This window comes from Thalassolituus sp. LLYu03 (genome assembly GCF_050507655.1).
Lineage (GTDB): Bacteria > Pseudomonadota > Gammaproteobacteria > Pseudomonadales > Oceanobacteraceae > Venatoribacter.
Window position 1 is genome coordinate 21,937 of sequence record NZ_CP191496.1, and the last position, 19,508, is coordinate 41,444.

The 19,508-nt window shown below is 54.3% G+C and carries 29 protein-coding genes; 24 read left to right on the plus strand and 5 right to left on the minus strand.

Annotated features, from left to right (window positions below; translation table 11 throughout):
* The first annotated feature begins 10 nt into the window (after nucleotides 1-10).
* From rplB to rplQ, 24 genes are all read left to right on the plus strand, one after another.
* Nucleotides 11-835: a 50S ribosomal protein L2 gene (rplB, locus tag ACQUQU_RS00095; protein ID WP_430461219.1), complete on the plus strand. Its 825-nt coding sequence runs from the start codon at nucleotides 11-13 to the stop codon at nucleotides 833-835.
* A 17-nt stretch (nucleotides 836-852) separates the two neighbouring features.
* Nucleotides 853-1,128, plus strand: a complete 276-nt coding sequence (gene rpsS / locus ACQUQU_RS00100; protein WP_221797397.1) for a 30S ribosomal protein S19 — start codon at nucleotides 853-855, stop codon at nucleotides 1,126-1,128.
* Between the two features lie 14 nt (nucleotides 1,129-1,142).
* Entirely contained in the window at nucleotides 1,143-1,478 is a 336-nt protein-coding gene (gene rplV, locus ACQUQU_RS00105) for a 50S ribosomal protein L22 (RefSeq protein WP_430461220.1), read from the plus strand.
* 11 nt (nucleotides 1,479-1,489) lie between these two features.
* Nucleotides 1,490-2,179, plus strand: a complete 690-nt coding sequence (gene rpsC, locus ACQUQU_RS00110) for a 30S ribosomal protein S3 (protein WP_430461221.1) — start codon at nucleotides 1,490-1,492, stop codon at nucleotides 2,177-2,179.
* Between the two features lie 12 nt (nucleotides 2,180-2,191).
* Entirely contained in the window at nucleotides 2,192-2,605 is a 414-nt protein-coding gene (rplP, locus tag ACQUQU_RS00115) for a 50S ribosomal protein L16 (protein ID WP_430461222.1), read from the plus strand.
* Complete coding sequence (gene rpmC / locus ACQUQU_RS00120) at nucleotides 2,605-2,796, plus strand: 50S ribosomal protein L29 (RefSeq protein ID WP_430463053.1); 192 nt, start codon at nucleotides 2,605-2,607, stop codon at nucleotides 2,794-2,796. Before rplP ends, rpmC begins: the two co-directional genes overlap by 1 nt.
* Nucleotides 2,797-2,798: 2 nt before the next feature.
* Nucleotides 2,799-3,065 carry a 30S ribosomal protein S17 gene (gene rpsQ / locus ACQUQU_RS00125; protein WP_430461223.1) on the plus strand — a complete coding sequence of 89 codons (267 nt, stop codon included), beginning with the start codon at nucleotides 2,799-2,801 and terminating at the stop codon, nucleotides 3,063-3,065.
* 31 nt (nucleotides 3,066-3,096) lie between these two features.
* Nucleotides 3,097-3,465 (plus strand): 50S ribosomal protein L14, encoded by a 369-nt coding sequence (gene rplN, locus ACQUQU_RS00130; RefSeq protein WP_430461224.1) that lies wholly within the window; start codon nucleotides 3,097-3,099, stop codon nucleotides 3,463-3,465.
* A 14-nt stretch (nucleotides 3,466-3,479) separates the two neighbouring features.
* Entirely contained in the window at nucleotides 3,480-3,794 is a 315-nt protein-coding gene (gene rplX, locus ACQUQU_RS00135) for a 50S ribosomal protein L24 (RefSeq protein WP_430461225.1), read from the plus strand.
* Between the two features lie 18 nt (nucleotides 3,795-3,812).
* Nucleotides 3,813-4,352 carry a 50S ribosomal protein L5 gene (rplE, locus tag ACQUQU_RS00140; RefSeq protein ID WP_430461226.1) on the plus strand — a complete coding sequence of 180 codons (540 nt, stop codon included), beginning with the start codon at nucleotides 3,813-3,815 and terminating at the stop codon, nucleotides 4,350-4,352.
* 10 nt (nucleotides 4,353-4,362) lie between these two features.
* Nucleotides 4,363-4,668: a 30S ribosomal protein S14 gene (gene rpsN, locus ACQUQU_RS00145; protein WP_430461227.1), complete on the plus strand. Its 306-nt coding sequence runs from the start codon at nucleotides 4,363-4,365 to the stop codon at nucleotides 4,666-4,668.
* Nucleotides 4,669-4,729: 61 nt separating this feature from the next.
* Entirely contained in the window at nucleotides 4,730-5,122 is a 393-nt protein-coding gene (gene rpsH, locus ACQUQU_RS00150; protein WP_430461228.1) for a 30S ribosomal protein S8, read from the plus strand.
* 11 nt (nucleotides 5,123-5,133) lie between these two features.
* Nucleotides 5,134-5,667 (plus strand): 50S ribosomal protein L6, encoded by a 534-nt coding sequence (gene rplF, locus ACQUQU_RS00155; RefSeq protein ID WP_430461229.1) that lies wholly within the window; start codon nucleotides 5,134-5,136, stop codon nucleotides 5,665-5,667.
* A 10-nt stretch (nucleotides 5,668-5,677) separates the two neighbouring features.
* Entirely contained in the window at nucleotides 5,678-6,028 is a 351-nt protein-coding gene (gene rplR / locus ACQUQU_RS00160; RefSeq protein WP_430461230.1) for a 50S ribosomal protein L18, read from the plus strand.
* A gap of 11 nt (nucleotides 6,029-6,039) precedes the next feature.
* On the plus strand, nucleotides 6,040-6,549 hold the full coding sequence (gene rpsE / locus ACQUQU_RS00165) for a 30S ribosomal protein S5 (RefSeq protein WP_430461231.1): 510 nt from the start codon (nucleotides 6,040-6,042) through the stop codon (nucleotides 6,547-6,549).
* A gap of 6 nt (nucleotides 6,550-6,555) precedes the next feature.
* Nucleotides 6,556-6,741 carry a 50S ribosomal protein L30 gene (gene rpmD, locus ACQUQU_RS00170; RefSeq protein WP_430461232.1) on the plus strand — a complete coding sequence of 62 codons (186 nt, stop codon included), beginning with the start codon at nucleotides 6,556-6,558 and terminating at the stop codon, nucleotides 6,739-6,741.
* Between the two features lies 1 nt (nucleotide 6,742).
* Nucleotides 6,743-7,177, plus strand: coding sequence for a 50S ribosomal protein L15 (gene rplO, locus ACQUQU_RS00175; RefSeq protein ID WP_430461233.1), 435 nt, complete (start codon nucleotides 6,743-6,745; stop codon nucleotides 7,175-7,177).
* Nucleotides 7,177-8,496, plus strand: a complete 1,320-nt coding sequence (gene secY, locus ACQUQU_RS00180; RefSeq protein ID WP_430461234.1) for a preprotein translocase subunit SecY — start codon at nucleotides 7,177-7,179, stop codon at nucleotides 8,494-8,496. The genes rplO and secY overlap by 1 nt, the downstream gene beginning before the upstream one ends.
* Nucleotides 8,497-8,516: 20 nt before the next feature.
* Nucleotides 8,517-8,630 carry a 50S ribosomal protein L36 gene (gene rpmJ, locus ACQUQU_RS00185; protein WP_145466704.1) on the plus strand — a complete coding sequence of 38 codons (114 nt, stop codon included), beginning with the start codon at nucleotides 8,517-8,519 and terminating at the stop codon, nucleotides 8,628-8,630.
* 106 nt (nucleotides 8,631-8,736) lie between these two features.
* A complete protein-coding gene (gene rpsM, locus ACQUQU_RS00190; RefSeq protein WP_430461235.1) occupies nucleotides 8,737-9,093 on the plus strand; it encodes a 30S ribosomal protein S13 in 357 nt (118 codons plus the stop codon).
* 73 nt (nucleotides 9,094-9,166) lie between these two features.
* Nucleotides 9,167-9,556, plus strand: coding sequence for a 30S ribosomal protein S11 (gene rpsK, locus ACQUQU_RS00195; RefSeq protein WP_228345685.1), 390 nt, complete (start codon nucleotides 9,167-9,169; stop codon nucleotides 9,554-9,556).
* 12 nt (nucleotides 9,557-9,568) lie between these two features.
* Nucleotides 9,569-10,189, plus strand: coding sequence for a 30S ribosomal protein S4 (rpsD, locus tag ACQUQU_RS00200; RefSeq protein WP_430461236.1), 621 nt, complete (start codon nucleotides 9,569-9,571; stop codon nucleotides 10,187-10,189).
* Nucleotides 10,190-10,213: 24 nt separating this feature from the next.
* Entirely contained in the window at nucleotides 10,214-11,215 is a 1,002-nt protein-coding gene (locus ACQUQU_RS00205; protein WP_430461237.1) for a DNA-directed RNA polymerase subunit alpha, read from the plus strand.
* A gap of 32 nt (nucleotides 11,216-11,247) precedes the next feature.
* A complete protein-coding gene (gene rplQ / locus ACQUQU_RS00210) occupies nucleotides 11,248-11,649 on the plus strand; it encodes a 50S ribosomal protein L17 (RefSeq protein ID WP_430461238.1) in 402 nt (133 codons plus the stop codon).
* Nucleotides 11,650-11,990: 341 nt separating this feature from the next.
* On the opposite strand, the gene ACQUQU_RS00215 is transcribed toward rplQ, so the two are convergent.
* The 5 genes from ACQUQU_RS00215 to ACQUQU_RS00235 all read right to left on the minus strand — a co-directional run bounded on the left by ACQUQU_RS00215 (nucleotide 11,991) and on the right by ACQUQU_RS00235 (nucleotide 19,483).
* On the minus strand, nucleotides 11,991-13,268 hold the full coding sequence (locus tag ACQUQU_RS00215; RefSeq protein WP_430461239.1) for a TRAP transporter large permease: 1,278 nt from the start codon (nucleotides 13,266-13,268) through the stop codon (nucleotides 11,991-11,993).
* The gene (locus tag ACQUQU_RS00220; RefSeq protein ID WP_430461240.1) at nucleotides 13,265-13,750 is read right to left on the minus strand and encodes a TRAP transporter small permease; all 486 of its coding nucleotides are present in this window, start codon (nucleotides 13,748-13,750) and stop codon (nucleotides 13,265-13,267) included. The genes ACQUQU_RS00215 and ACQUQU_RS00220 overlap by 4 nt, the downstream gene beginning before the upstream one ends.
* 2 nt (nucleotides 13,751-13,752) lie before the next feature.
* Nucleotides 13,753-14,763 (minus strand): TRAP transporter substrate-binding protein DctP, encoded by a 1,011-nt coding sequence (gene dctP / locus ACQUQU_RS00225; RefSeq protein WP_430461241.1) that lies wholly within the window; start codon nucleotides 14,761-14,763, stop codon nucleotides 13,753-13,755.
* A gap of 6 nt (nucleotides 14,764-14,769) precedes the next feature.
* Complete coding sequence (locus tag ACQUQU_RS00230; protein ID WP_430461242.1) at nucleotides 14,770-15,603, minus strand: TRAP transporter TatT component family protein; 834 nt, start codon at nucleotides 15,601-15,603, stop codon at nucleotides 14,770-14,772.
* A gap of 139 nt (nucleotides 15,604-15,742) precedes the next feature.
* Nucleotides 15,743-19,483, minus strand: coding sequence for a DUF1631 family protein (locus ACQUQU_RS00235; RefSeq protein WP_430461243.1), 3,741 nt, complete (start codon nucleotides 19,481-19,483; stop codon nucleotides 15,743-15,745).
* Between the last annotated feature and the right edge of the window lie 25 nt (nucleotides 19,484-19,508).

Sequence of the window (19,508 nt, forward strand, 5' to 3'; positions counted from 1 at the left end):
AGCTTAAGTCATGGCATTGGTGAAAACTAAACCGACTTCAGCTGGCCGTCGTCATCTGGTGAAAGTCGTTAACCCGGATCTGCACAAAGGCAAGCCTTTCGCAGCCCTGGTTGAAAAGAAACAAAAGAACGGTGGTCGTAACAACAACGGTCACATCACTACCCGTCATCAGGGTGGTGGTCACAAGCAGCACTATCGTCTGATCGACTTCAAACGCGACAAGGACGGTATCCAGGGTGTTGTTGAGCGTCTGGAATACGATCCGAACCGCAGCGCTAATATCGCTCTGGTTAAGTATGCCGACGGTGAGCGTCGCTACGTACTGGCTGCAAAAGGCATGGTAGCTGGCGATTCTATCGTTTCTGGTGAAGATGCACCGATCAAGGTGGGTAGCGCTATGTCCCTGCGCAACGTCCCGGTTGGTAGCGTGATTCACAACATCGAGCTGAAGCCTGGTAAAGGCGGTCAGCTGGCTCGTTCCGCTGGTGCTTCTGCACAGCTGGTAGCCCGTGAAGGTACTTACAGCACCATTCGTCTGCGTTCAGGCGAAATGCGCAAAGTACTGTCTGATTGCCGCGCCACCCTGGGTGAAGTTGGTAACAGCGAGCACGGTCTGCGTGAACTGGGCAAAGCCGGTGCATCCCGCTGGCGTGGTGTTCGTCCTACCGTTCGCGGTACTGCGATGAACCCTGTTGACCACCCACATGGTGGTGGTGAAGGTCGTACCTGCGGTAAGCACCCTGTTACTCCTTGGGGTCTGCCAACCAAAGGCTACAAGACTCGTAAGAATAAGCGTACCGATAACCTGATCGTACGTCGTCGTTCTGCGAAATAATTAGAGAGGATAGAACTGTGCCACGTTCATTGAAAAAAGGTCCATTTATTGACCATCACTTGATGAAGAAGGTAGAGGCCGCTCTTGAGAAGAACGACAAACGTCCGATCAAGACCTGGTCTCGCCGCTCCACAATCTTCCCGGATTTCGTGGGGCTGACAATCGCCGTTCATAACGGTAAACAACACGTGCCTGTTTTCGTTACCGAAGACATGGTTGGTCATAAACTCGGCGAATTCGCACTGACTCGTACCTACAAGGGTCACGTTGCGGATAAGAAAGCCAAACGTTAATTAAGAGGTGAATCATGACTGAAGTAGCCGCTGTATTACGTGGTGCTCGCTTGTCTGCACAGAAAGCTCGCCTGGTTGCGGATACCATCCGCGGCAAGAAAATTGGTGAAGCTCTGAACATCCTTGCTTACAGCAATAAAAAGGGTGCAGACATCATCAAGAAGGTGCTGGAATCAGCCATCGCCAACGCTGAGCACAACAACGGTGCCGACGTCGACGAACTGAAGGTTTCTACCGTGTTCGTAAACGAAGGTATGACTATGAAGCGCATCATGCCGCGTGCGAAAGGCCGTGCCGATCGCATCTGCAAGCGCACTTGTCACATCACTGTGAAAGTTTCAGAAAAATAGGAGTTGGTCAGATGGGTCAGAAAGTTCATCCAACCGGTATCCGTTTAGGTATCACCAAAGACCATAACTCGGTCTGGTATGCCGGTAAGGATAAGTACGCCGACAACCTGCTGGCTGACATCGCTGTTCGTTCCCTGATCGAAAAGCGTCTGGAAAAAGCGTCAGTGAGCAAGGTCGTTATCGAGCGTCCAGCACAAAATGCCAAAGTGACCATCCACACTGCCCGTCCAGGCATCGTGATTGGTAAGAAAGGCGAAGACGTAGAAGTTCTGCGTAAAGATATCAGCGATCTGATGGGTATCCCGGTACACATCAACATCGAAGAAGTTCGTAAACCGGATCTGGATGCCAAACTGGTAGCCCAGAGTGTTGCAAGCCAGCTGGAGCGTCGTGTGATGTTCCGTCGCGCTATGAAGCGTGCTGTGCAGAACGCAATGCGTGGTGGTGCCGAAGGTATCAAGATCCAAGTGAGTGGCCGTCTGGGTGGTGCCGAAATCGCTCGTTCCGAGTGGTACCGCGAAGGTCGTGTGCCTCTGCATACTCTGCGTGCAGACATCGACTACGCGACTTATGAAGCACACACAACCTATGGTGTTATTGGCGTAAAAGTATGGATCTTCAAAGGCGAGATCCTCGGTGGTATCCAAGAGGTACGTGACCGCGCTAAGAACCAGGGCAAAAAGAAAACCGGTCGTTCATAAGGGGAATTAGTTATGTTGTTACCAAAACGTACAAAGTTCCGTAAAGTTCAGACCGGCCGCAACCGCGGTCTTGCGATCCGTGGCTCCAAAGTGAGCTTCGGTGAATACGCTCTGAAAGCTACCGGACGTGGTCGCCTGACTTCACGTCAGATCGAAGCAGCGCGTCGTGCGTTGACTCGTAAAGTGAAGCGTGGTGGTAAAATCTGGATCCGTGTTTTCCCGGACAAGCCAATTACCGAGAAACCTCTTGAGGTTCGTATGGGTAAAGGTAAGGGTAACGTGGAATACTGGGTATGCCAGATTCAGCCAGGCAAAGTCCTGTATGAAATCGAAGGTGTACCGGAAGAGCTGGCTCGCGAAGCGTTCGCGCTGGCTGCTGCCAAGCTGCCTTTTGAAACTGCATTTGTTAAGCGGACGGTGCTGTGATGAAAGCAAATGAACTGAACAACAAATCAGTAGCTGAGCTGCAAGCTCAGCTGGAAGAACTGTTGGGTGATCAATTCAAACTGCGTATGCAGAAAGCGACTGGACAGCTGGGTCAAACCCACCTGGTTCGCCAGACCCGTCGCGACATCGCCCGCGTAAAAACCGTGCTCGCTCAAAAGGCAGGTGAATAATCATGACTGAGAACACACAAACTGTTCGCACTCTGTCCGGTCGCGTTGTTAGCAACAAGATGGACAAGTCTGTCACTGTGCTGGTTGAGCGCTTTGTAAAGCATCCGATCTATAAAAAGTTCGTGAAACGCTCCACCAAAGTGATGGCACACGATGAAGCTAACGAATGTCAGATTGGTGACATCGTTACTGTAAAAGAGTCACGTCCACTGTCTAAACGTAAGACTTGGGCGCTGGTAAGTATCGACGAGCGCGCCGCCAAGGTTTAATACCGGGCGCATGTAGTTAGGAGCGAGAGGCATGATCCAAACTCAAACCATGCTTGACGTTGCCGACAACAGCGGCGCGAAACGCGTACAGTGCATTAAAGTACTGGGCGGTTCACATCGTCGCTATGCTGGCATCGGTGATCTGATCAAGGTATCCGTTAAGGAAGCTATTCCACGCGGTAAAGTGAAAAAAGGTCAGGTAATGAACGCAGTTGTCGTACGCACCAAGAAAGGCGTACGTCGTCCAGACGGATCTATCATCCGTTTTGATGTAAACTCTGCAGTTCTTCTGAACAACTCACTGGCGCCTATCGGTACCCGTATCTTTGGCCCTGTGACTCGTGAGCTGCGCTCTGAGCAGTTCATGAAAATCATTTCCCTGGCACCAGAAGTGCTGTAAGGGGAGGGGACATTATGTTGAAGATTCGTAAGAACGACGAAGTAGTAGTTATTGCCGGCAAAGACAAAGGCAAGCGCGGTAAGGTTCAGAAAGTTCTGGCCGACGGTCGCCTGCTGGTGTCTGGCATTAACATGGTGAAAAAACACCAGAAACCAAATCCGTACCTGCAGCAGCCAGGCGGCATCGTTGAGAAAGAGACTGGTATCCAGGCTTCCAACGTTGCTATCTGGAACCCGAAAACTGAGAAAGCCGACCGTGTTGGCTTCAAGGTTGAAGGCGAAGCTAAGGTACGTATCTTCAAATCTACTGGCGATCAAGTCGACGCCTGATAGGGATTGGGTACTACTATGTCACGTTTACAAGACCTGTACAAAAATGAAGTAGTGGCCAAGCTGACTGAAGAGTTTGGTTACAAAAACGTAATGGAAGTGCCACGCATCACCAAAATCACCCTGAACATGGGTGTTGGTGAAGCACTGGGCGACAAGAAACTGCTGGACAATGCCGTTGCCGAAATGGAAGCGATCTCTGGCCAGAAAGTTGTTGTTACCAAGGCACGTAAGTCAGTTGCCGCGTTCAAACTGCGCGAAGGCTGGCCAATCGGCTGTAAAGTTACCCTGCGTCGTGATCGTATGTGGGAATTCATGGACCGTCTGATCGACGTGGCGCTGCCACGTGTTCGTGACTTCCGTGGTATTAACGGCAAGTCTTTCGACGGCCGCGGTAACTACAGTATGGGTGTGAAAGAGCAGATCATTTTCCCGGAAATCGACTACGACAAGGTAGACAAGGTCCGTGGTATGGATGTGACTATCACAACCACTGCGAAAACCAACGAAGAAGGCCGCGCTCTGCTGAAGGCGCTGCAGTTCCCGTTCCGTAACTAAGGAGTCCATCATGGCCAAAGTTAGCATGAAGAATCGTGAACTGAAGCGCGAAGAGCTGGTAGTTAAGTTCGCTGCAAAGCGCGCTGAACTGAAAGCGATCATCAGCAACGTAAACTCTTCTGACGAAGAGCGTTGGAATGCGCAAATGGCCCTGCAGAAACTGCCACGCGATTCATCCGCGAGCCGTCTGCAGCGCCGTTGTCAAATGACCGGTCGCCCTCACGGTGTATACCGTAAGTTCAAGCTTTCACGTATTAAGTTGCGCGAAGAAGGCATGAAGGGTAATGTGCCGGGCCTGAAAAAAGCTAGTTGGTAAGCAATTTCCCCTTCCGGGTAGAACCGGGAGGGGAGCGCTGTACAACAGAGGTAATTATTAAATGAGTATGCAAGATACGCTGGCGGATATGTTCACCCGCATTCGTAATGCCCAGCAAGCTGGTCATGCGACTGTGAGCATGCCGTCTTCTAAGATCAAGAAGTCTGTAGCCGCTGTGCTGCAGGCCGAAGGTTACATCAGTGGTTTTTCTGTCGATGAAGCGGCCAAGCCGACTCTGAGCATCGACCTGAAATACTACGAAGGTAAGCCGGTTATTGAACGTATCCAGCGCGTAAGCCGCCCTGGTCTGCGTCAGTACCGTGGCGCTACCGAACTGCCAAAAGTTGAGGCAGGTCTGGGCGTTGCTATCGTTTCCACTTCCAAAGGCGTAATGACTGACCGTGCCGCTCGTGCAGCTGGCGTAGGCGGTGAAGTTATCGCGACTGTGTTCTAAGGGGAATCACGATGTCTCGCGTAGCAAAAGCTCCCGTAAAAATCCCTGCCGGCGTAGAAGTAAAGCTGGCTGATCGCAAGATCGCCATCAAAGGCAAGCAGGGTCAACTGGAATTGGACGTTCATTCTGCTGTTGAAATCAAGCAGGAAGACGGCGTTCTGACCTTCGCTCCAAAGACTGGCGACAAGCAGGCAAATGCTCTGGCTGGTACTTTCCGTGCACTGGTAAACAACATGGTTACCGGTGTAAGCGCAGGTTTTGAAAAGAAACTGGTACTGCAGGGCGTGGGTTACCGTGCCAAAGCAACCGGTAACGTCCTGAATCTGTCACTGGGCTTCTCCCACCCTGTTGATTACACCCTGCCTGAAGGCGTTTCTGTTGAAACTCCAAGTCAGACTGAAGTCGTGATCAAGGGTATCGACAAGCAGAAGGTCGGCCAAGTTGCCGCCGAAATCCGTGGCTATCGTCCACCAGAGCCTTATAAAGGTAAGGGTGTTCGTTATGCTAATGAAAACGTGCGTCGTAAAGAAGCCAAGAAAAAGTAAGGTCTAGGCCATGAATGAGAAGAAAAAAGCTCGTCTGCGCCGTGCCGCCAAAACTCGCGTAAATATCCGTGAGAAAGGCGCGGTCCGTCTGTGCGTTCACCGTACGCCCAGACACATTTATGCTCAGATCATCTCTGCCAATGGCGCTATTGTCTTGGCGACTGCTTCTACTGTAGAAGCCGATCTGCGCACTGAAACCACTGGTAACGTGAATGCTGCGACCAAAGTTGGTCAGCTGATCGCTGAGCGTGCGAAAGCCGCTGGCATCACCAAAGTTGCATTTGATCGTTCCGGTTTCAAATACCATGGTCGTGTAAAAGCTCTGGCTGACGCGGCTCGTGAAAACGGCCTGGAATTCTAAGGGTAAAGATCATGGCAAATAACGAACGTGTAGAACGTAACGAAAGCGAACTGCAGGAAAAGCTGGTTCAGGTTAACCGCGTAGCCAAAGTGGTAAAAGGTGGTCGTATTTTCGCCTTTACCGCTCTGACTGTTGTGGGCGACGGTAACGGCCGTGTAGGTTTCGGTCGCGGTAAATCCCGCGAAGTTCCAACTGCTATTCAAAAAGCAATGGAACAAGCCAAACGTAACATGGTTACCGTTCAGCTGGACGGCAACACACTGCAGTACCCGGTCCGTGGCCGTCATTCTGGCGCACAGATCTACATGCAACCAGCTTCAGAAGGTACCGGTATCATCGCCGGTGGCGCAATGCGTGCCGTTCTGGAAATGGTTGGTGTTAAAAACGTACTGGCTAAGTGCTACGGCTCAACCAACCCGGTAAACGTTGTGCGTGCAACCTTCAATGCACTGGCACAGATGAAGTCTCCGGAAGAAGTTGCTGCTAAGCGCGGTAAGTCTGTAGAAGACATCCTGGGGTAATTCGTTATGGCTAACAAAACCGTAAAAGTAACCCAGATCCGCAGCACTATCGGCAAACTGCCGAAGCACCGCGAGACTATGAAAGGTCTGGGACTGCGTCGCATTGGTCACACCGTTGTTCTGGAAGATACTCCTTCCGTACGCGGCATGATCAATCAAGTTCAATACATGATTAAGGTTGAAGGGGAGTAATATGCGTCTCAACGAATTGAGCCCAGCTCCTGGTTCCAAGCCTGCCGGTAAGCGCGTTGGTCGCGGTATCGGTTCTGGTCTGGGCAAAACCTGTGGTCGTGGCCACAAGGGTCAAAAATCCCGCTCCGGCGGTAAAGTTGCCCCTGGCTTCGAAGGCGGTCAGATGCCTATGCATCGTCGTCTGCCGAAGTTCGGCTTCTTCTCTCACAAGGCCGCTTTTGTTGCTGAGATCCGTCTGAGCGAACTGGGTCTGGTAGAAGGTGAAGTTGTTGATCTGGCAGCACTGAAAGCCGCAGACGTAATCGGCGAGAAAATCAAAGAAGCTCGCGTGATTCTGTCTGGTGAAGTTACCAAGGCTGTGACTGTAAAAGGTCTGAAAGTTACCAAAGGCGCTAAAGCTGCTATTGAAGCAGCCGGTGGAAAGGTCGAAGACTAATGGCAAGGCAAGGACTCCCACAGGGCATGCAGAGCGGACTGACCGAACTCTGGTCTCGCATCCGCTTCGTGTTCCTGGCAATTGTGGTATACCGGATTGGCACCCATATCCCGGTGCCGGGCATTAATCCGGAAGCGTTGGCGCGTCTGTTTGAACAGAATCAGGGTACTATCCTGGAGATGTTCAACATGTTCTCTGGTGGTGCACTGGAGCGCATGAGTATTCTGGCGCTGGGCATCATGCCCTACATCTCCGCTTCCATTATCATGCAATTGCTGACCGCGGTGAGTCCGCAGCTTGAGCAACTGAAAAAAGAAGGCGAAGCAGGCCGTCGCAAGATTACGCAGTACACCCGTTACGGGACTGTGATTCTGGCGACTGTGCAAGCTTTCGGCGTCTCGGCCGGCCTTGCCGGCCAGGGCGTTACCTTCGCAACCGGCTTCGGCTTCTACATCGCCGCAGTACCTTCCTTCGTGGCGGGTGCAGTGTTCATGATGTGGCTGGGTGAGCAGGTTACCGAGCGTGGTATCGGTAACGGCATCTCCATTCTGATCTTCGCTGGTATCGTTGCTGGCTTGCCGAGTGCAATTGGTCAGGCTTTCGAGTCTGCGCGTCAGGGTGACCTGAATATTGTGGTACTTCTGGCTATCGCCGTACTGGCGGTAGTGGTGATTGGTTTCGTTGTTTTCGTAGAGCGTGGTCAGCGTCGCATTACCATCAACTACGCAAAACGCCAGCAGGGACGTCAAATGTTCGCTGCCCAAACCAGCCACCTGCCACTCAAACTGAATATGGCCGGTGTAATTCCAGCAATCTTCGCTTCTTCTCTGCTGCTGTTCCCAGCGTCTCTGGGTCAGTGGTTCGGTCAGGGTGAGGGTATGGAATGGCTGCAGGACATCAGTATGGCTCTGGCGCCTAGCCAGCCGCTGTACATCGTACTGTTTGCTGCCGGGATCATTTTCTTCTGCTACTTCTACACGGCGTTGATGTTCAACCCGAAAGACGTTGCTGAGAACCTGAAGAAATCTGGCGCCTTTATTCCGGGTATCCGCCCAGGAATTCAGACTGCCAAATACATCGACGGTGTTCTGGGTCGCCTGACTCTGTTCGGCTCCCTGTATATCGCCGCTGTGTGTCTGATGCCGCAATTTCTCGTTGTGGCCGCAGATGTACCCTTCTACTTCGGTGGCACGTCCCTGTTGATCGTAGTGGTGGTCGTAATGGACTTTATGGCTCAGGTTCAATCGCACCTGATGTCACACCAGTACGAATCGCTGATGAAGAAAGCAAACCTGAAGAATTTTGGCTCAGCCCGCTGAGCCAGATTTAGGAGACTGTCATGAAAGTACGTGCGTCTGTTAAAAAAATCTGCCGTGAATGCAAAATCATTCGCCGTAACGGCAGTGTGCGTGTGATCTGTTCAGATCCCAAGCACAAACAACGTCAGGGCTAATCCCCCGACAAGGTCGGGCGTGAATACTCTGGGTGGCTTGATTTATTGTTGAGCCACCTGTAGTATTTTGCGCCCTTTCATCAAGTAAAGTGTAACGGAGTTAGACATGGCCCGTATTGCCGGTGTCAATATTCCTGACAACAAGCATGCAGTGATTTCTCTGACCTATGTCTATGGCATTGGTAAGACTACTGCCCAGCAAATCTGTGCCGCTACTGGCATCGCTGAGACCACCAAAATCGGTGAGCTGAGCGAAGAACTGCTGGATGTTGTTCGTAACGAAGTAGCTAAATATACGGTTGAAGGTGATCTGCGTCGTGAAGTGCAGATGAACATCAAGCGTCTTATGGATATGGCTTGCTACCGTGGTATCCGCCACCGTCGCAGTCTGCCACTTCGTGGTCAGCGTACTAAAACGAATGCCCGTACCCGTAAAGGTCCGCGCAAACCGATCCGTAAGTAATACTTACAGTCGGACTTTTAGTGTAGCTGCATTCGACTTGTTGCAGTGTTGATATTAAAAGCAGGATTTGAAAATGGCTAAGCCACAAAGATCAACCAAGAAGAAGGTTAAAAAGCAGGTAGTGGACGGCATCGCCCACATCCATGCCTCTTTTAACAACACCATTGTGACCATCACCGACCGTCAGGGTAATGCTCTGTCCTGGGCTACTGCCGGTGGTTCTGGTTTCCGTGGTTCCCGTAAGAGCACTCCTTTCGCCGCTCAGGTCGCTGCAGAGCGTGCCGGTGAAGCCGCAAAAGAGTACGGTCTGAAAAATCTGGACGTTGAAGTTAAAGGTCCAGGTCCTGGTCGTGAATCAGCAGTCCGCGCTCTGAACGCATGTGGTTATAAGATCGCTAACATCACTGATGTTACCCCGATCCCACATAACGGCTGTCGTCCACCTAAGAAGCGTCGCGTATAAGGAGGCTGAAGAATGGCACGTTATATTGGTCCTAAGTGCAAACTGTCCCGTCGTGAAGGAACTGACCTGTTCCTGAAGAGCGGTGTACGCGCATTAGACTCAAAATGCAAAATGGAAACCAAACCAGGCGTTCACGGTGCTGGTCGCGGTCGTCTGTCTGACTACGGTCTGCAGCTGCGCGAAAAGCAAAAAGTGCGTCGTCTGTACGGTATCCTGGAAAAACAATTCCGCAGCTACTACAAAGAAGCCGCACGTCGTAAAGGCGCTACCGGCGAGAACCTGCTGCAACTGCTCGAATCCCGTCTGGATAACGTTGTGTACCGCATGGGCTTCGGTTCTACCCGCGCTGAAGCACGTCAGCTGGTTAGCCACAAAGCAATCGCTGTGAATGGCAAAACCATCAACGTTGCGTCTTACAGTGTTAAGGGCGGCGATGTGATCACTGTTCGCGAAAAGGCGAAGAATCAGGGTCGTATCAAGTTCGCTCTGGAACTGTCAGGTCAGCGTTCTGACTGCGGCTGGATCGATGTTAATGCAAGCAAGATGGAAGGGACTTTCAAAGCAGTTCCTGAGCGCGCTGATCTCCCAGCCGAGATCAACGAAAACCTGATCGTGGAACTTTACTCTAAGTAATCTAGAGGAACTTAAGGGGCAGCTATGCAGCGTGCAGTTAATGAATTTTTGACTCCTCGTCACATCCAGGTGGATGAGGTATCCAATACCCACGCCAAAGTGACACTGGAGCCGCTTGAGCGCGGTTTCGGCCACACTCTGGGCAACGCATTGCGTCGTATCCTGCTGTCTTCTATGCCGGGTGCCGCGATCGTTGAATGCGAAATCGATGGCGTTCTGCATGAGTACAGCGCGATCGAAGGTGTTCAGGAAGACGTAATTGAAATCCTGCTCAACCTGAAAGGTGTTGCGGTCAAATTACATGAACGTGACGAAGCAATCCTGAGCCTGACCAAAACTGGTCCGGCTACTGTGACAGCTGCCGATATTCAACTGGATCATGGTGTTGATATTGCCAACCCATCTCACGTTATCGCTCATCTGGGCGAAGGCGCAGAGCTGAAAATGACCCTGAAAGTCGCTTCCGGACGTGGCTACGAGACTGTTGAAGCTCGTAACCAGAACGACGAAGAGACCAAGGCGATTGGCAAACTCCAGCTGGATGCCACTTACAGCCCGGTTAAGCGTGTGTCTTACAGCGTAGATTCTGCGCGTGTGGAACAGCGTACTGACCTGGACAAGCTGGTTATCGATCTGGAAACCAACGGCACCATCGACCCGGAAGAAGCGATCCGCCGTTCCGCGACCATCTTGCAACAGCAGCTGGCTATTTTTGTGAACCTGGAAAACGACGAAGTCGTTGAAACGGTTCGTGAAGAAGAAGAGATCGATCCGATTCTCCTGCGTCCTGTGGACGATCTGGAGCTGACCGTTCGCTCTGCCAACTGTCTGAAAGCAGAAAACATTTACTACATCGGTGATCTGATCCAGCGTACAGAAGTAGAGCTGTTGAAGACTCCTAATTTAGGTAAGAAGTCTCTGACTGAAATCAAAGACGTTCTGGCCTCCCGTGGACTGTCGTTGGGTATGCATCTGGAGAACTGGCCACCAGCCAGCCTCCGCAACGACGATAAAGTTCTCGCGTAAGCTGAACGTTCAGTTAGTTAAGGAATTAAACCATGCGTCATCGTAAAAGTGGTCGTCACTTCAATCGTACCAGCGCACACCGTCAAGCCATGTTCAAGAACATGGCCGTGAGCCTGTTCGAGCATGAAATTATCAAGACTACTCTGCCAAAGGCGAAAGAGCTGCGTCGCGTAGCTGAGCCACTGATCACCCTGGCTAAGGTTGATTCAGTTGCTAACCGCCGTCTGGCCTTTGCTCGTACCCGTAGCAAAGAAGCAGTAGGTAAACTGTTCACTGATCTGGGCCCACGCTATCAGACTCGTCCGGGTGGTTACATCCGTATTCTGAAGTGCGGTTTCCGTGCTGGTGACAACGCGCCTATGGCTTTCGTAGAGCTGGTAGACCGTCCGGTTAACACCGTGGCTGTTGAAGTAGCTGACGACGCTGCTGAGTAAGATCAGTAGCAAAAGAAACCCGCTGCCTGCGAAGGCTGCGGGTTTTTTTTTGCCCCGCGTTTGGACCGTTGTATTGGTCGGTCAATCGCCTGATGGTAACGGCTCTGCTCGCTCTGGAGGGTACGCTTGTTCGCCACAGGCAATGGGTCAGTGAGCGGTCGTGCCTAACGGGTTATGGCAGGGATAGCGGGCATAAAAAAAGCGGGCCTGGTGGCCCGCTAACCCATCAATTTCGCTCATGGAGAAGGTAAGGAAGAGAGAGAAGAACCTTACTGATGTCCATAGTAGCGCCGCTCCCTGTCAGTTCGGGCAAGGAGCGGTAAAGATTCGTCATGGCATTGTCAGAGGAACGCCAGACTCAGTCCCGGCCAGTAGGTGATCACCAGAACACAGGCCAGCAGGATAAAGAAGAACGGGATGGTGGCCTTATACAGATCCATCACCGGCTTGTTGAAGCGGAAGCTGGCGATAAACAGGTTCATGCCCACAGGTGGTGTGAAATAGCCCAGCTGCATATTGGCAAGGAACAGAATGCCCAGATGAATCGGGTGAATGCCGTATTCCACCGCAATCGGCAGGATGATCGGGATCATGATCACAATCGCCGAGAAAATATCCAGCATCATCCCCAGGACCAGCAGGAACAGGGTCAGCAACAGCAGGAAGGTGAACGGGTCGCTGATTTTTGACTGAATCGCCGCGAAAATCTGTTCCGGAATGCCTGCATCAATCATGTAGTTGGTGGAGGCCATGGAGACCGCGAGAATCAGAAGAATGGCGCCGACCAGCTTCATCGAATCACGCATCACAACCGGCAGTTTGGTGAAGCTGATTTCCCGGCGGATCACGACGCTGACAATCAACACATAAAATGCGGTCAGGGCTGCAGCTTCTGATACTGCAAACAAACCACTGTAGATGCCGCCCAGAACCACTACTGGCAGCGGAATTTCCCAGGCCGAATCTTTAATCGCCGCCCAGGCTTCTGCTTTGTCAAACGGGTGATGGTCACGCTGCAGGCCGCGCGATTGCCAGGCGCTGTACAGTGACAGTGCAACCAGCATCAGGGTGCCTGGCAGTAAACCCGCCAGGAACAGGTCGTCGATACTCACCGGCGTTTCCAGTGCCATCTGCTGCGCCACGACGCCGTACAGAATCAGCGGCAGAGACGGCGCGAACAACAGACCCAGACTGCCCGACGTCGTCACCAGACCGAGATTAAAGGACTCCTTGTAACCAGCCTTAGCCAGCGCGGGAACCAGTAGGGCGCCCAAAGCAACGATGGTGACACCAGAGGCGCCGGTAAAGGCCGTAAACAGCGCACAGGCGGCGAGCGCGACGATTGCCAGGCCGCCCGGCATCCAGCCAAGGAAGGCGTCGGTAATGCGCACCAGACGCTGCGGCGCCTTCGATTCACCCAGCAGGTAGCCTGCGAAGGTAAACAGTGGGATCGCAATCAGTACTGGCATTTCAGCAATCTGGAAAATGGAAATGGCGATGGTCTGCAGATCCACGTCCGACTGGTAGAAGCCCCATAAGGCACTGGCCGCAATCACGGTAAACAAAGGTGCGCCAGCAATGGCGAGCAGTAACAACAGGGCCGGCATCAGAATGCTCATGCGGCTTCCTCCTGCTGGCGACCGGCCGCGGCGGCAAGTGCCTGAACGGCAAAGCGCAGGCTCATCAGAGCGAAACTGATGGGAATGATCAGTTGCAGAGGCCAGGCCGGAACCTGAGCGAAGGCAACGTCACCGAACTCGTAGGCCAGCTTCACAAACTCTTTGGCATTGATGGCGATAACGCCACAAACGAAAGCCGCAAAAGCGGATGTGATCACCGCCAGCACCCGCTTAAGCGCAGGGCCTGCCAGACGGCTGGTCAGGTCGATGGCGATGTGTTCGCGGGTGCGGGTGGCCAGCAGGGCGCCCAGCAGGCCGATCCACAGCACCATCACGCGCAGCAGTGGCTGAACCCAGACAACACCGCCGCCAAACAGGGTGCGGGCGAGAATATCGACGCCCGCTAACAGAATCATGGCCAGTAACAGGGCCACCAGAACACCGTCTTCAATGCGGTGCAGTACAGTCAGCAGGCGTTTCATGATTACTGAGTCTTCGCCAGCTGCTGACGGTAAGACTCCAGACTGCTCTGCAGCTGGTTGTACAGATCCACCGGGTACACGCTCTTTTCTTTCAGTGCGGCGACGGCGTCTTTGGCCAGCTGGTTCCAGGCAACGTGATCAGCTGCGGACAGTTCAACAAAGCTGATGCCATTCTGCTGCAGGGCCGCGCGGGCGCCTTGCTCGTCTTTCTCGTTCTGCAGATCCATTGAATGGAACGCGTCTGCCATCAGACGGCGCACGGTCGCCTGATCGTCCGCGCTGATGGTGGCGAAAGCGCGGTCATCAACAATCAGCATGCCGAACAGGAACACCAGCGGGAAGTCGGTGGCGTACTTGAGCTTGCTGTGCCACTGCAGGGCGATGGTGGTCGATGGGTTGGCCGCGATGGTGTCAATCAGGCCGGTTTGCAGGCTGGTGTACACATCGGACACCGGCAGGGAAATCGGCTCAACGTTACCGTTTTCAAAAATGGTCTGGCTGATGATGTCGCCTTCCGGTACCCAGACTTTTTTGGCGCGTACATCGTCAGAGGTTTTCAGCGGGCTGTCGGACATCAGATACGCGAAGCCACCTTCGGACAGGCCGAGCAGCACATAGCCCTGGTCTTTCAGCGCATTGGCGATGTACTGGTCATACTGAGGGCGGATCGCACGGATCTCGTCCAGATTGCGGAAGGTGAATGGCAGGCTGTAGAGCTGGGTCACGTTGGTGATGTGTGCCATGGCACCGGTGGACAGGGCACCGCCCTGCAGCTGGCGGATCTGCATTTTACGCAGTACAGCCTTGTCGGTACCTTGCACGCCGCCCGGGAAGTATTTGATCTTCACGCGGCCTTCGGTTTCCTTGCTGATGTCATCCGCCGCCTGGCGCATGAGCTTCATCCAGCCGGTACCGTCCGGTGCAATGGTGGCAATTTTCAGGGTGGTTGGTGCAGCCTGACTCATCGGGCTAAGCAGGCTCAGCGTCAGAGCCAGTGCGGTCAGCAGTTTCATACTATCTCACTCAAAATAGTCAGAAGACCCGGCCAGCAGAACAGCTGCCTGTTGCTGGGCCAGTCGGTTGATCAGTGTGAGCCCTTCGTAATGCGGATCGGCATCCAGAGCTTCTTTCAGTAATTGGTCGTGCAGTTCCTGATCGAACATCAGGCGGGCGTATTGTTTGGCGCACAGCACTTTGGCCATCAGATTGTGGCCGTCGCTGAGGCGCACCGCGGTCTCAAAGTACTCGCGGCCAACCTCGGGCTTCCCGCCCAGTGACGGCGGAATCTGGGTTTCCAGCACACCGAGGTAAACCTGCACGGTGGCGTTGTCGTAGGACGGATCAATCGACGCCACCCATTCCATCAGCGTCTTCACTTTGCCGAGCTGAGCAATGGCGTTCCAGTCGCCGCTGTTGGCCTGAATCCAGCCAGCCCACGCCGCCGCCATGGCGTAGAACACAGGCACGTCGTCTTCATCGTAGTCTTCGTCCAGTGCCGGGCGGATCTGCTCTTGCGGACCGTCGATCAGGGTGCAGGCATCTTCGTCGTATTCGCACAGGGCGCGGCGGGCGTAGCCCATGGCTTTATCAGCCATGCGCTTGGCCTGATCCGGATTCTGGGCAAATACGCCGGCATAGGCACCATACAGGCGGGCGCCTGACACCAGGAAGTCTTCGTTATCGGGGTAGGTCAGAATCAGGGCATCGAGCAGCAGCAGGTAGGCCGGCGCACCGGCCTCCACCACGGCAGGATCGTCCTGGTTCATCATAGATCGGGACAAATTGCCCGGCAGATTACCTACCGAACAGGCGCTGAGCAGGGTCAGCAGAAACAGGCTGACGGGGAGTTTCATCGTGCAGATTAACCGGCTGCCAAAAAGGAGCGCGGATTGTACACCGGTTGTCCTTGCAGTTTCATTAACCCCCGGCGGCACTCAGCGAAGCAATTACGCTCACCGAGGCGCCGGATTATCCGCTGGGGCCTGACACCGCCTAGGCGGCGCTGAGGTTTTCCAGCGGCTGGTGATGGGACGGCTCGCCGACGATAAAGTCTATTCCAATGGTGCGCAGAATTTCCCAGACATTGTTGTTCGGACAATGTTCGGCGATGGTTTTCTTGGCCATGAAGTGGGCAATTTCCTGAATCGACTTCACCAGCGCATAGTCCGCTGAGCTGGTGTGTAATCCGGCAATAAAACTGCTGTCGATTTTGACGTAATCGACCGGCAATACCTTCAGATATTCAAACGACGACTGCCCGGTGCCGAAATCCGACAACACGAACTGACAGCCAAGGCTGCGCATTTCGTGCATGAAGTCGGCGGCGTCTTCCAGATTGCGGATCGCCGATGTTTCGTTCAGCTCAAAGCAGAGTTTCTTAACCGGCACGTCTTTTTCGCGTGCCTGTTCAAAAATGTACGCCAGCAGGCTGTCGTCATTAATAGCGTGGCCGGAGAGGCGCAGAATAAAGCGGTTAATGTGGCTCGCTTCCTGCGGATGATCCGCCAGCCACTGCACCAGCTGTTCAATGGTCCAGCGGTCGATCATGTACATGCGGTTGAAGTTTTCCGCCGCCTGCAGGTATTCCATGGGCGGGATTTGCGAACCATTTTCGTCGTGGATGCTGATCATCACTTCGTACTGCTTCTGGCCTTTGTGGCGGTCCTGCATCGGCATGACCGGTACACACAGCACCTGCAGCTGGTTATTGGACAGTGCCTGATTCAGCTTGTTGCCCCACACCATAAACTGGTCGTGGCGCTGACGGCTGGCGTCGTCCTGCTCGTAACGCACGATGCGGCTGCCGCCTTTCGATTTCGCCATCTGGCAGGCCGACTCGCCCTGCTCAATCAGTTCGGCGGCGTCGGACAGTTCGGCATTCAGGGTTGCGATACCGACGCTGACATGAATGCGGAACGGTCCTTCTTTGCTGTCGATGCTGGTGCTTTCCAGCGTTTTCTTCAGCATTTTGGCCGCAGCTTCTGCCTGTTCGATGTCCTTCTGGTTGAACAGGATGGCAAACTCGTTACTGCCGATACGGGCGGCAATGCTGTTCTCGCCGTCGCTCAGCAGGGCGGCCACACTTTGCAGACAGGCATCACCGCCGTCTACGCCGTAGTTTTTGTTGATCAGTTTGAACTGGTCGATGTCCAGCATGCACAGCGTCGCTGGCATCGGACTGCGCAGGCTGGCCTGCAGGCGTTCTTCCAGCAGACGCAGGAAGTGCTGGCGGTTGTAGAGGCCGGTCAACGGGTCGGTATTCGCCTGCTCAGACAGGTCGCGGTAAATCTGTTGCACCAGTTTATCCACGCCGCGGTCGACCGCGGATTCTTCCTGCTCGTACAGACGTTTCACGCTGCCGTCGTCAAAGGCCTTGGCCAGCTGGGCGAGGGTAAAATCGACCACCTTCATACCGCTGTGGTTCACGCAGGCAAAGCGCGATGCATCCTGCGCAATCCAGGCGATGGAAACCGACTGGTCCTGTTCTACCAGTAAAAGCCAGTCGCCGACCTGCAGGTTCTGGGCGCGACGGGTGCCGCGGCCTTCCGGTACGATTTCGGCAGGCTTGGCCACGAACGCCGGCAGATCAACCACCTCGCGGACATGACCCTGATTCAGGTGTTCTTCGGCGGCTTTCAGAATTTCGTCGTGCCAGCGCTGATGCTCCGGCAGGCTGCCGTTAAGGCGGTCGAGTTCGGCGCGGGCAAGATCCATCATGGGCTGAAAGCGCTCGAACAGTTCGCGCCGGCCGCTGTTGCCCGGGGCGAACAGCGCCAGTACCTGACGATAGAGTTTAACCGCCCCCAGGAAGCGTTTGCTGTCCGGGCCTTCGCGCAGCAGCAGTAAGGTCAGCATCTGCTGCCAGCCGCCCTGCAGCCATTCCACCACGCAGGATGGCAGGGTGCGGTTGGCGCTGTCTTTACCCAGCAGGTGTTCGATTTTCTGCCGTGCGGTCTGCAGCTTGTGCTCGCCTTCGGCGGCCTGAGCCACACGGTCGGCGTTCTGTTTGGCTTTGCGTTCGGCGCTGTTGACCAGACCCTGCAGGTTTTCCAGCAGCTCTTCCAGAGAGTGCTCATCGGACTCGATGTTTTTCACCATCGGATCGATCAGGCCTTCCAGTCGTTTGGCCAGCTGTGTTTCGCCGTTGGTGGTCAGCTGGCCGAGCTTGGCGAGCTGATTGAGCACCAGACGACCCGGGTGTTCCGGGTTGAACAACAAACTTGGGTCGCGCAGCATCAGGCGCAGCAGCGGCCAGCCGAGTTGTTCAATAAAGGGTTTTACGAAGCCTGCGACCTGTTCGCTGGCCATCAGGTGCTGAGTCACCTGTTCGAGGGTGTCGATGGCGTCGCGCGACTCCGCCGGCAGACTCACGTCTTTTTCGGCGAGGACTTTCTCCACCGCTTCGCGCACATGGCCGTCGCTCAGGCTGATGTCTTTCGCCAGCGTCGATACCACTTCGGTAACCTGTTCCGGATGCGCTTCCGGCAGGACTTCTTCCGACAGGGTATCGATGCGCTGATAACGCAGCTTCAGCAGATTCTGGATATTGGCGTAAGCCTGCCGGGCTTCCTGCTGATAGCGCTGGAAGTTTTCCATCGAGTCGCCGCCGGCATATGACGGCTGAGCACGCGCCGGTGCCTGCGAGACCGGGTTGTTGTCCCCCGACCAGTTGCCATTGCCAGAGCCGTTTCCGGAACCATTGCCCGCACCACCTGAGCTGCCCTGTTGTTGTGGCTGTGCCGGTGGTGGGCGGCGATAGCGGAAGGTCAGAGGAATATCGATTTGTTTGACCAGCACCTGATAGCTGTTCTGCAGCTGGGTTCCGGCGACACGCTCGAAGACTTCAAACGCCAGTGTGCGGGCCTCGGCCGGCAGCTGCAGTTGTTCGACGGCCTCACGGAAGGCTTCGGTGATGGTGCCCGGACCAATCGGGTTGAAGCAGTATTCCACCGGCGCGTCCGACAGGGTGTCGAGCAGCTGGCGCAGTTCGAAGGTCAGGTGAGCGAGTTTCGATTGCAGGTGCGAGGCGGTCACTTTCGACAGCAGCCAGTCTTCGAAGTCGGCCTGTTGAATCAGCGACAGGCGCAGCTCGCCGGTGGCGGGTTCATGTTCCGGGCTGTACTCGGCTTTGCCTTCGGTCCAGCGGGTGAATTGTCGCTGAACATTGCTGACAAAGTGGCGGTGCAGAGTGGCCGCTTTTTCCTTACAGCTCTTCTCCAGCCGCAGCCATTGTTGCTGTTCGGCGGTGTTGTGCGCGAGGTTGGCTTTTTCAAAGGTGGCTTCGAGAAAGTCCGGCAGCCAGCTTTTCGGCAGCTTATCACTCAGGCTTTCCACTTCTTTCTGAAAGGCGCCTGTGTATTGCTTACGCTGCGCCTCGGTGATTTTTTTGCCTTTGCGGTGCTTCTGGTTGTATTCCTGCAGCTTCAGGAATAACTGGTCGTCTTGTTTTTGCAGATGAATACCGGCGTGTTGCTCGTTGCAGTAAACCCACTGCACCGCGACGCGGATTTTCTCGCCGTCCAGATCCAGAGCCAGCGTGTGAATGCCTGTGGTATCAACCGGGGGTTGATGGGGCCAGAGCAGATGCATGCCGGTTTGCGAATAGTCCGCAATCTGGCACTCATAACTCTCGCCGCTGGCAATCGTCAGCTGGGCATCGATGTACGTAGAAAATCTCGGGTTCTCGCGCAGTTCCGCTGCCATGATGTCGAATCCAAAATAGGGTGACGACACAGAACCCCGCTGCGTGCGGTGCCCG

Bases quoted from the DNA above. Each gene is read 5' to 3' on its own strand.
- rplB (WP_430461219.1), top strand. From the start codon at position 11: ATGGCATTGGTGAAAACTAAACCGACTTCAGCTGGCCGTCGTCATCTG.
- rplV (WP_430461220.1), top strand. From the start codon at position 1,143: ATGACTGAAGTAGCCGCTGTATTACGTGGTGCTCGCTTGTCTGCACAG.
- rpsC (WP_430461221.1), top strand. From the start codon at position 1,490: ATGGGTCAGAAAGTTCATCCAACCGGTATCCGTTTAGGTATCACCAAA.
- rplP (WP_430461222.1), top strand. From the start codon at position 2,192: ATGTTGTTACCAAAACGTACAAAGTTCCGTAAAGTTCAGACCGGCCGC.
- rpmC (WP_430463053.1), top strand. From the start codon at position 2,605: ATGAAAGCAAATGAACTGAACAACAAATCAGTAGCTGAGCTGCAAGCT.
- rpsQ (WP_430461223.1), top strand. From the start codon at position 2,799: ATGACTGAGAACACACAAACTGTTCGCACTCTGTCCGGTCGCGTTGTT.
- rplN (WP_430461224.1), top strand. From the start codon at position 3,097: ATGATCCAAACTCAAACCATGCTTGACGTTGCCGACAACAGCGGCGCG.
- rplX (WP_430461225.1), top strand. From the start codon at position 3,480: ATGTTGAAGATTCGTAAGAACGACGAAGTAGTAGTTATTGCCGGCAAA.
- rplE (WP_430461226.1), top strand. From the start codon at position 3,813: ATGTCACGTTTACAAGACCTGTACAAAAATGAAGTAGTGGCCAAGCTG.
- rpsN (WP_430461227.1), top strand. From the start codon at position 4,363: ATGGCCAAAGTTAGCATGAAGAATCGTGAACTGAAGCGCGAAGAGCTG.
- rpsH (WP_430461228.1), top strand. From the start codon at position 4,730: ATGAGTATGCAAGATACGCTGGCGGATATGTTCACCCGCATTCGTAAT.
- rplF (WP_430461229.1), top strand. From the start codon at position 5,134: ATGTCTCGCGTAGCAAAAGCTCCCGTAAAAATCCCTGCCGGCGTAGAA.
- rplR (WP_430461230.1), top strand. From the start codon at position 5,678: ATGAATGAGAAGAAAAAAGCTCGTCTGCGCCGTGCCGCCAAAACTCGC.
- rpsE (WP_430461231.1), top strand. From the start codon at position 6,040: ATGGCAAATAACGAACGTGTAGAACGTAACGAAAGCGAACTGCAGGAA.
- rpmD (WP_430461232.1), top strand. From the start codon at position 6,556: ATGGCTAACAAAACCGTAAAAGTAACCCAGATCCGCAGCACTATCGGC.
- rplO (WP_430461233.1), top strand. From the start codon at position 6,743: ATGCGTCTCAACGAATTGAGCCCAGCTCCTGGTTCCAAGCCTGCCGGT.
- secY (WP_430461234.1), top strand. From the start codon at position 7,177: ATGGCAAGGCAAGGACTCCCACAGGGCATGCAGAGCGGACTGACCGAA.
- rpmJ (WP_145466704.1), top strand. From the start codon at position 8,517: ATGAAAGTACGTGCGTCTGTTAAAAAAATCTGCCGTGAATGCAAAATC.
- rpsM (WP_430461235.1), top strand. From the start codon at position 8,737: ATGGCCCGTATTGCCGGTGTCAATATTCCTGACAACAAGCATGCAGTG.
- rpsK (WP_228345685.1), top strand. From the start codon at position 9,167: ATGGCTAAGCCACAAAGATCAACCAAGAAGAAGGTTAAAAAGCAGGTA.
- rpsD (WP_430461236.1), top strand. From the start codon at position 9,569: ATGGCACGTTATATTGGTCCTAAGTGCAAACTGTCCCGTCGTGAAGGA.
- ACQUQU_RS00205 (WP_430461237.1), top strand. From the start codon at position 10,214: ATGCAGCGTGCAGTTAATGAATTTTTGACTCCTCGTCACATCCAGGTG.
- rplQ (WP_430461238.1), top strand. From the start codon at position 11,248: ATGCGTCATCGTAAAAGTGGTCGTCACTTCAATCGTACCAGCGCACAC.
- ACQUQU_RS00215 (WP_430461239.1), bottom strand. From the start codon at position 13,268: ATGAGCATTCTGATGCCGGCCCTGTTGTTACTGCTCGCCATTGCTGGC.
- ACQUQU_RS00220 (WP_430461240.1), bottom strand. From the start codon at position 13,750: ATGAAACGCCTGCTGACTGTACTGCACCGCATTGAAGACGGTGTTCTG.
- dctP (WP_430461241.1), bottom strand. From the start codon at position 14,763: ATGAAACTGCTGACCGCACTGGCTCTGACGCTGAGCCTGCTTAGCCCG.
- ACQUQU_RS00230 (WP_430461242.1), bottom strand. From the start codon at position 15,603: ATGAAACTCCCCGTCAGCCTGTTTCTGCTGACCCTGCTCAGCGCCTGT.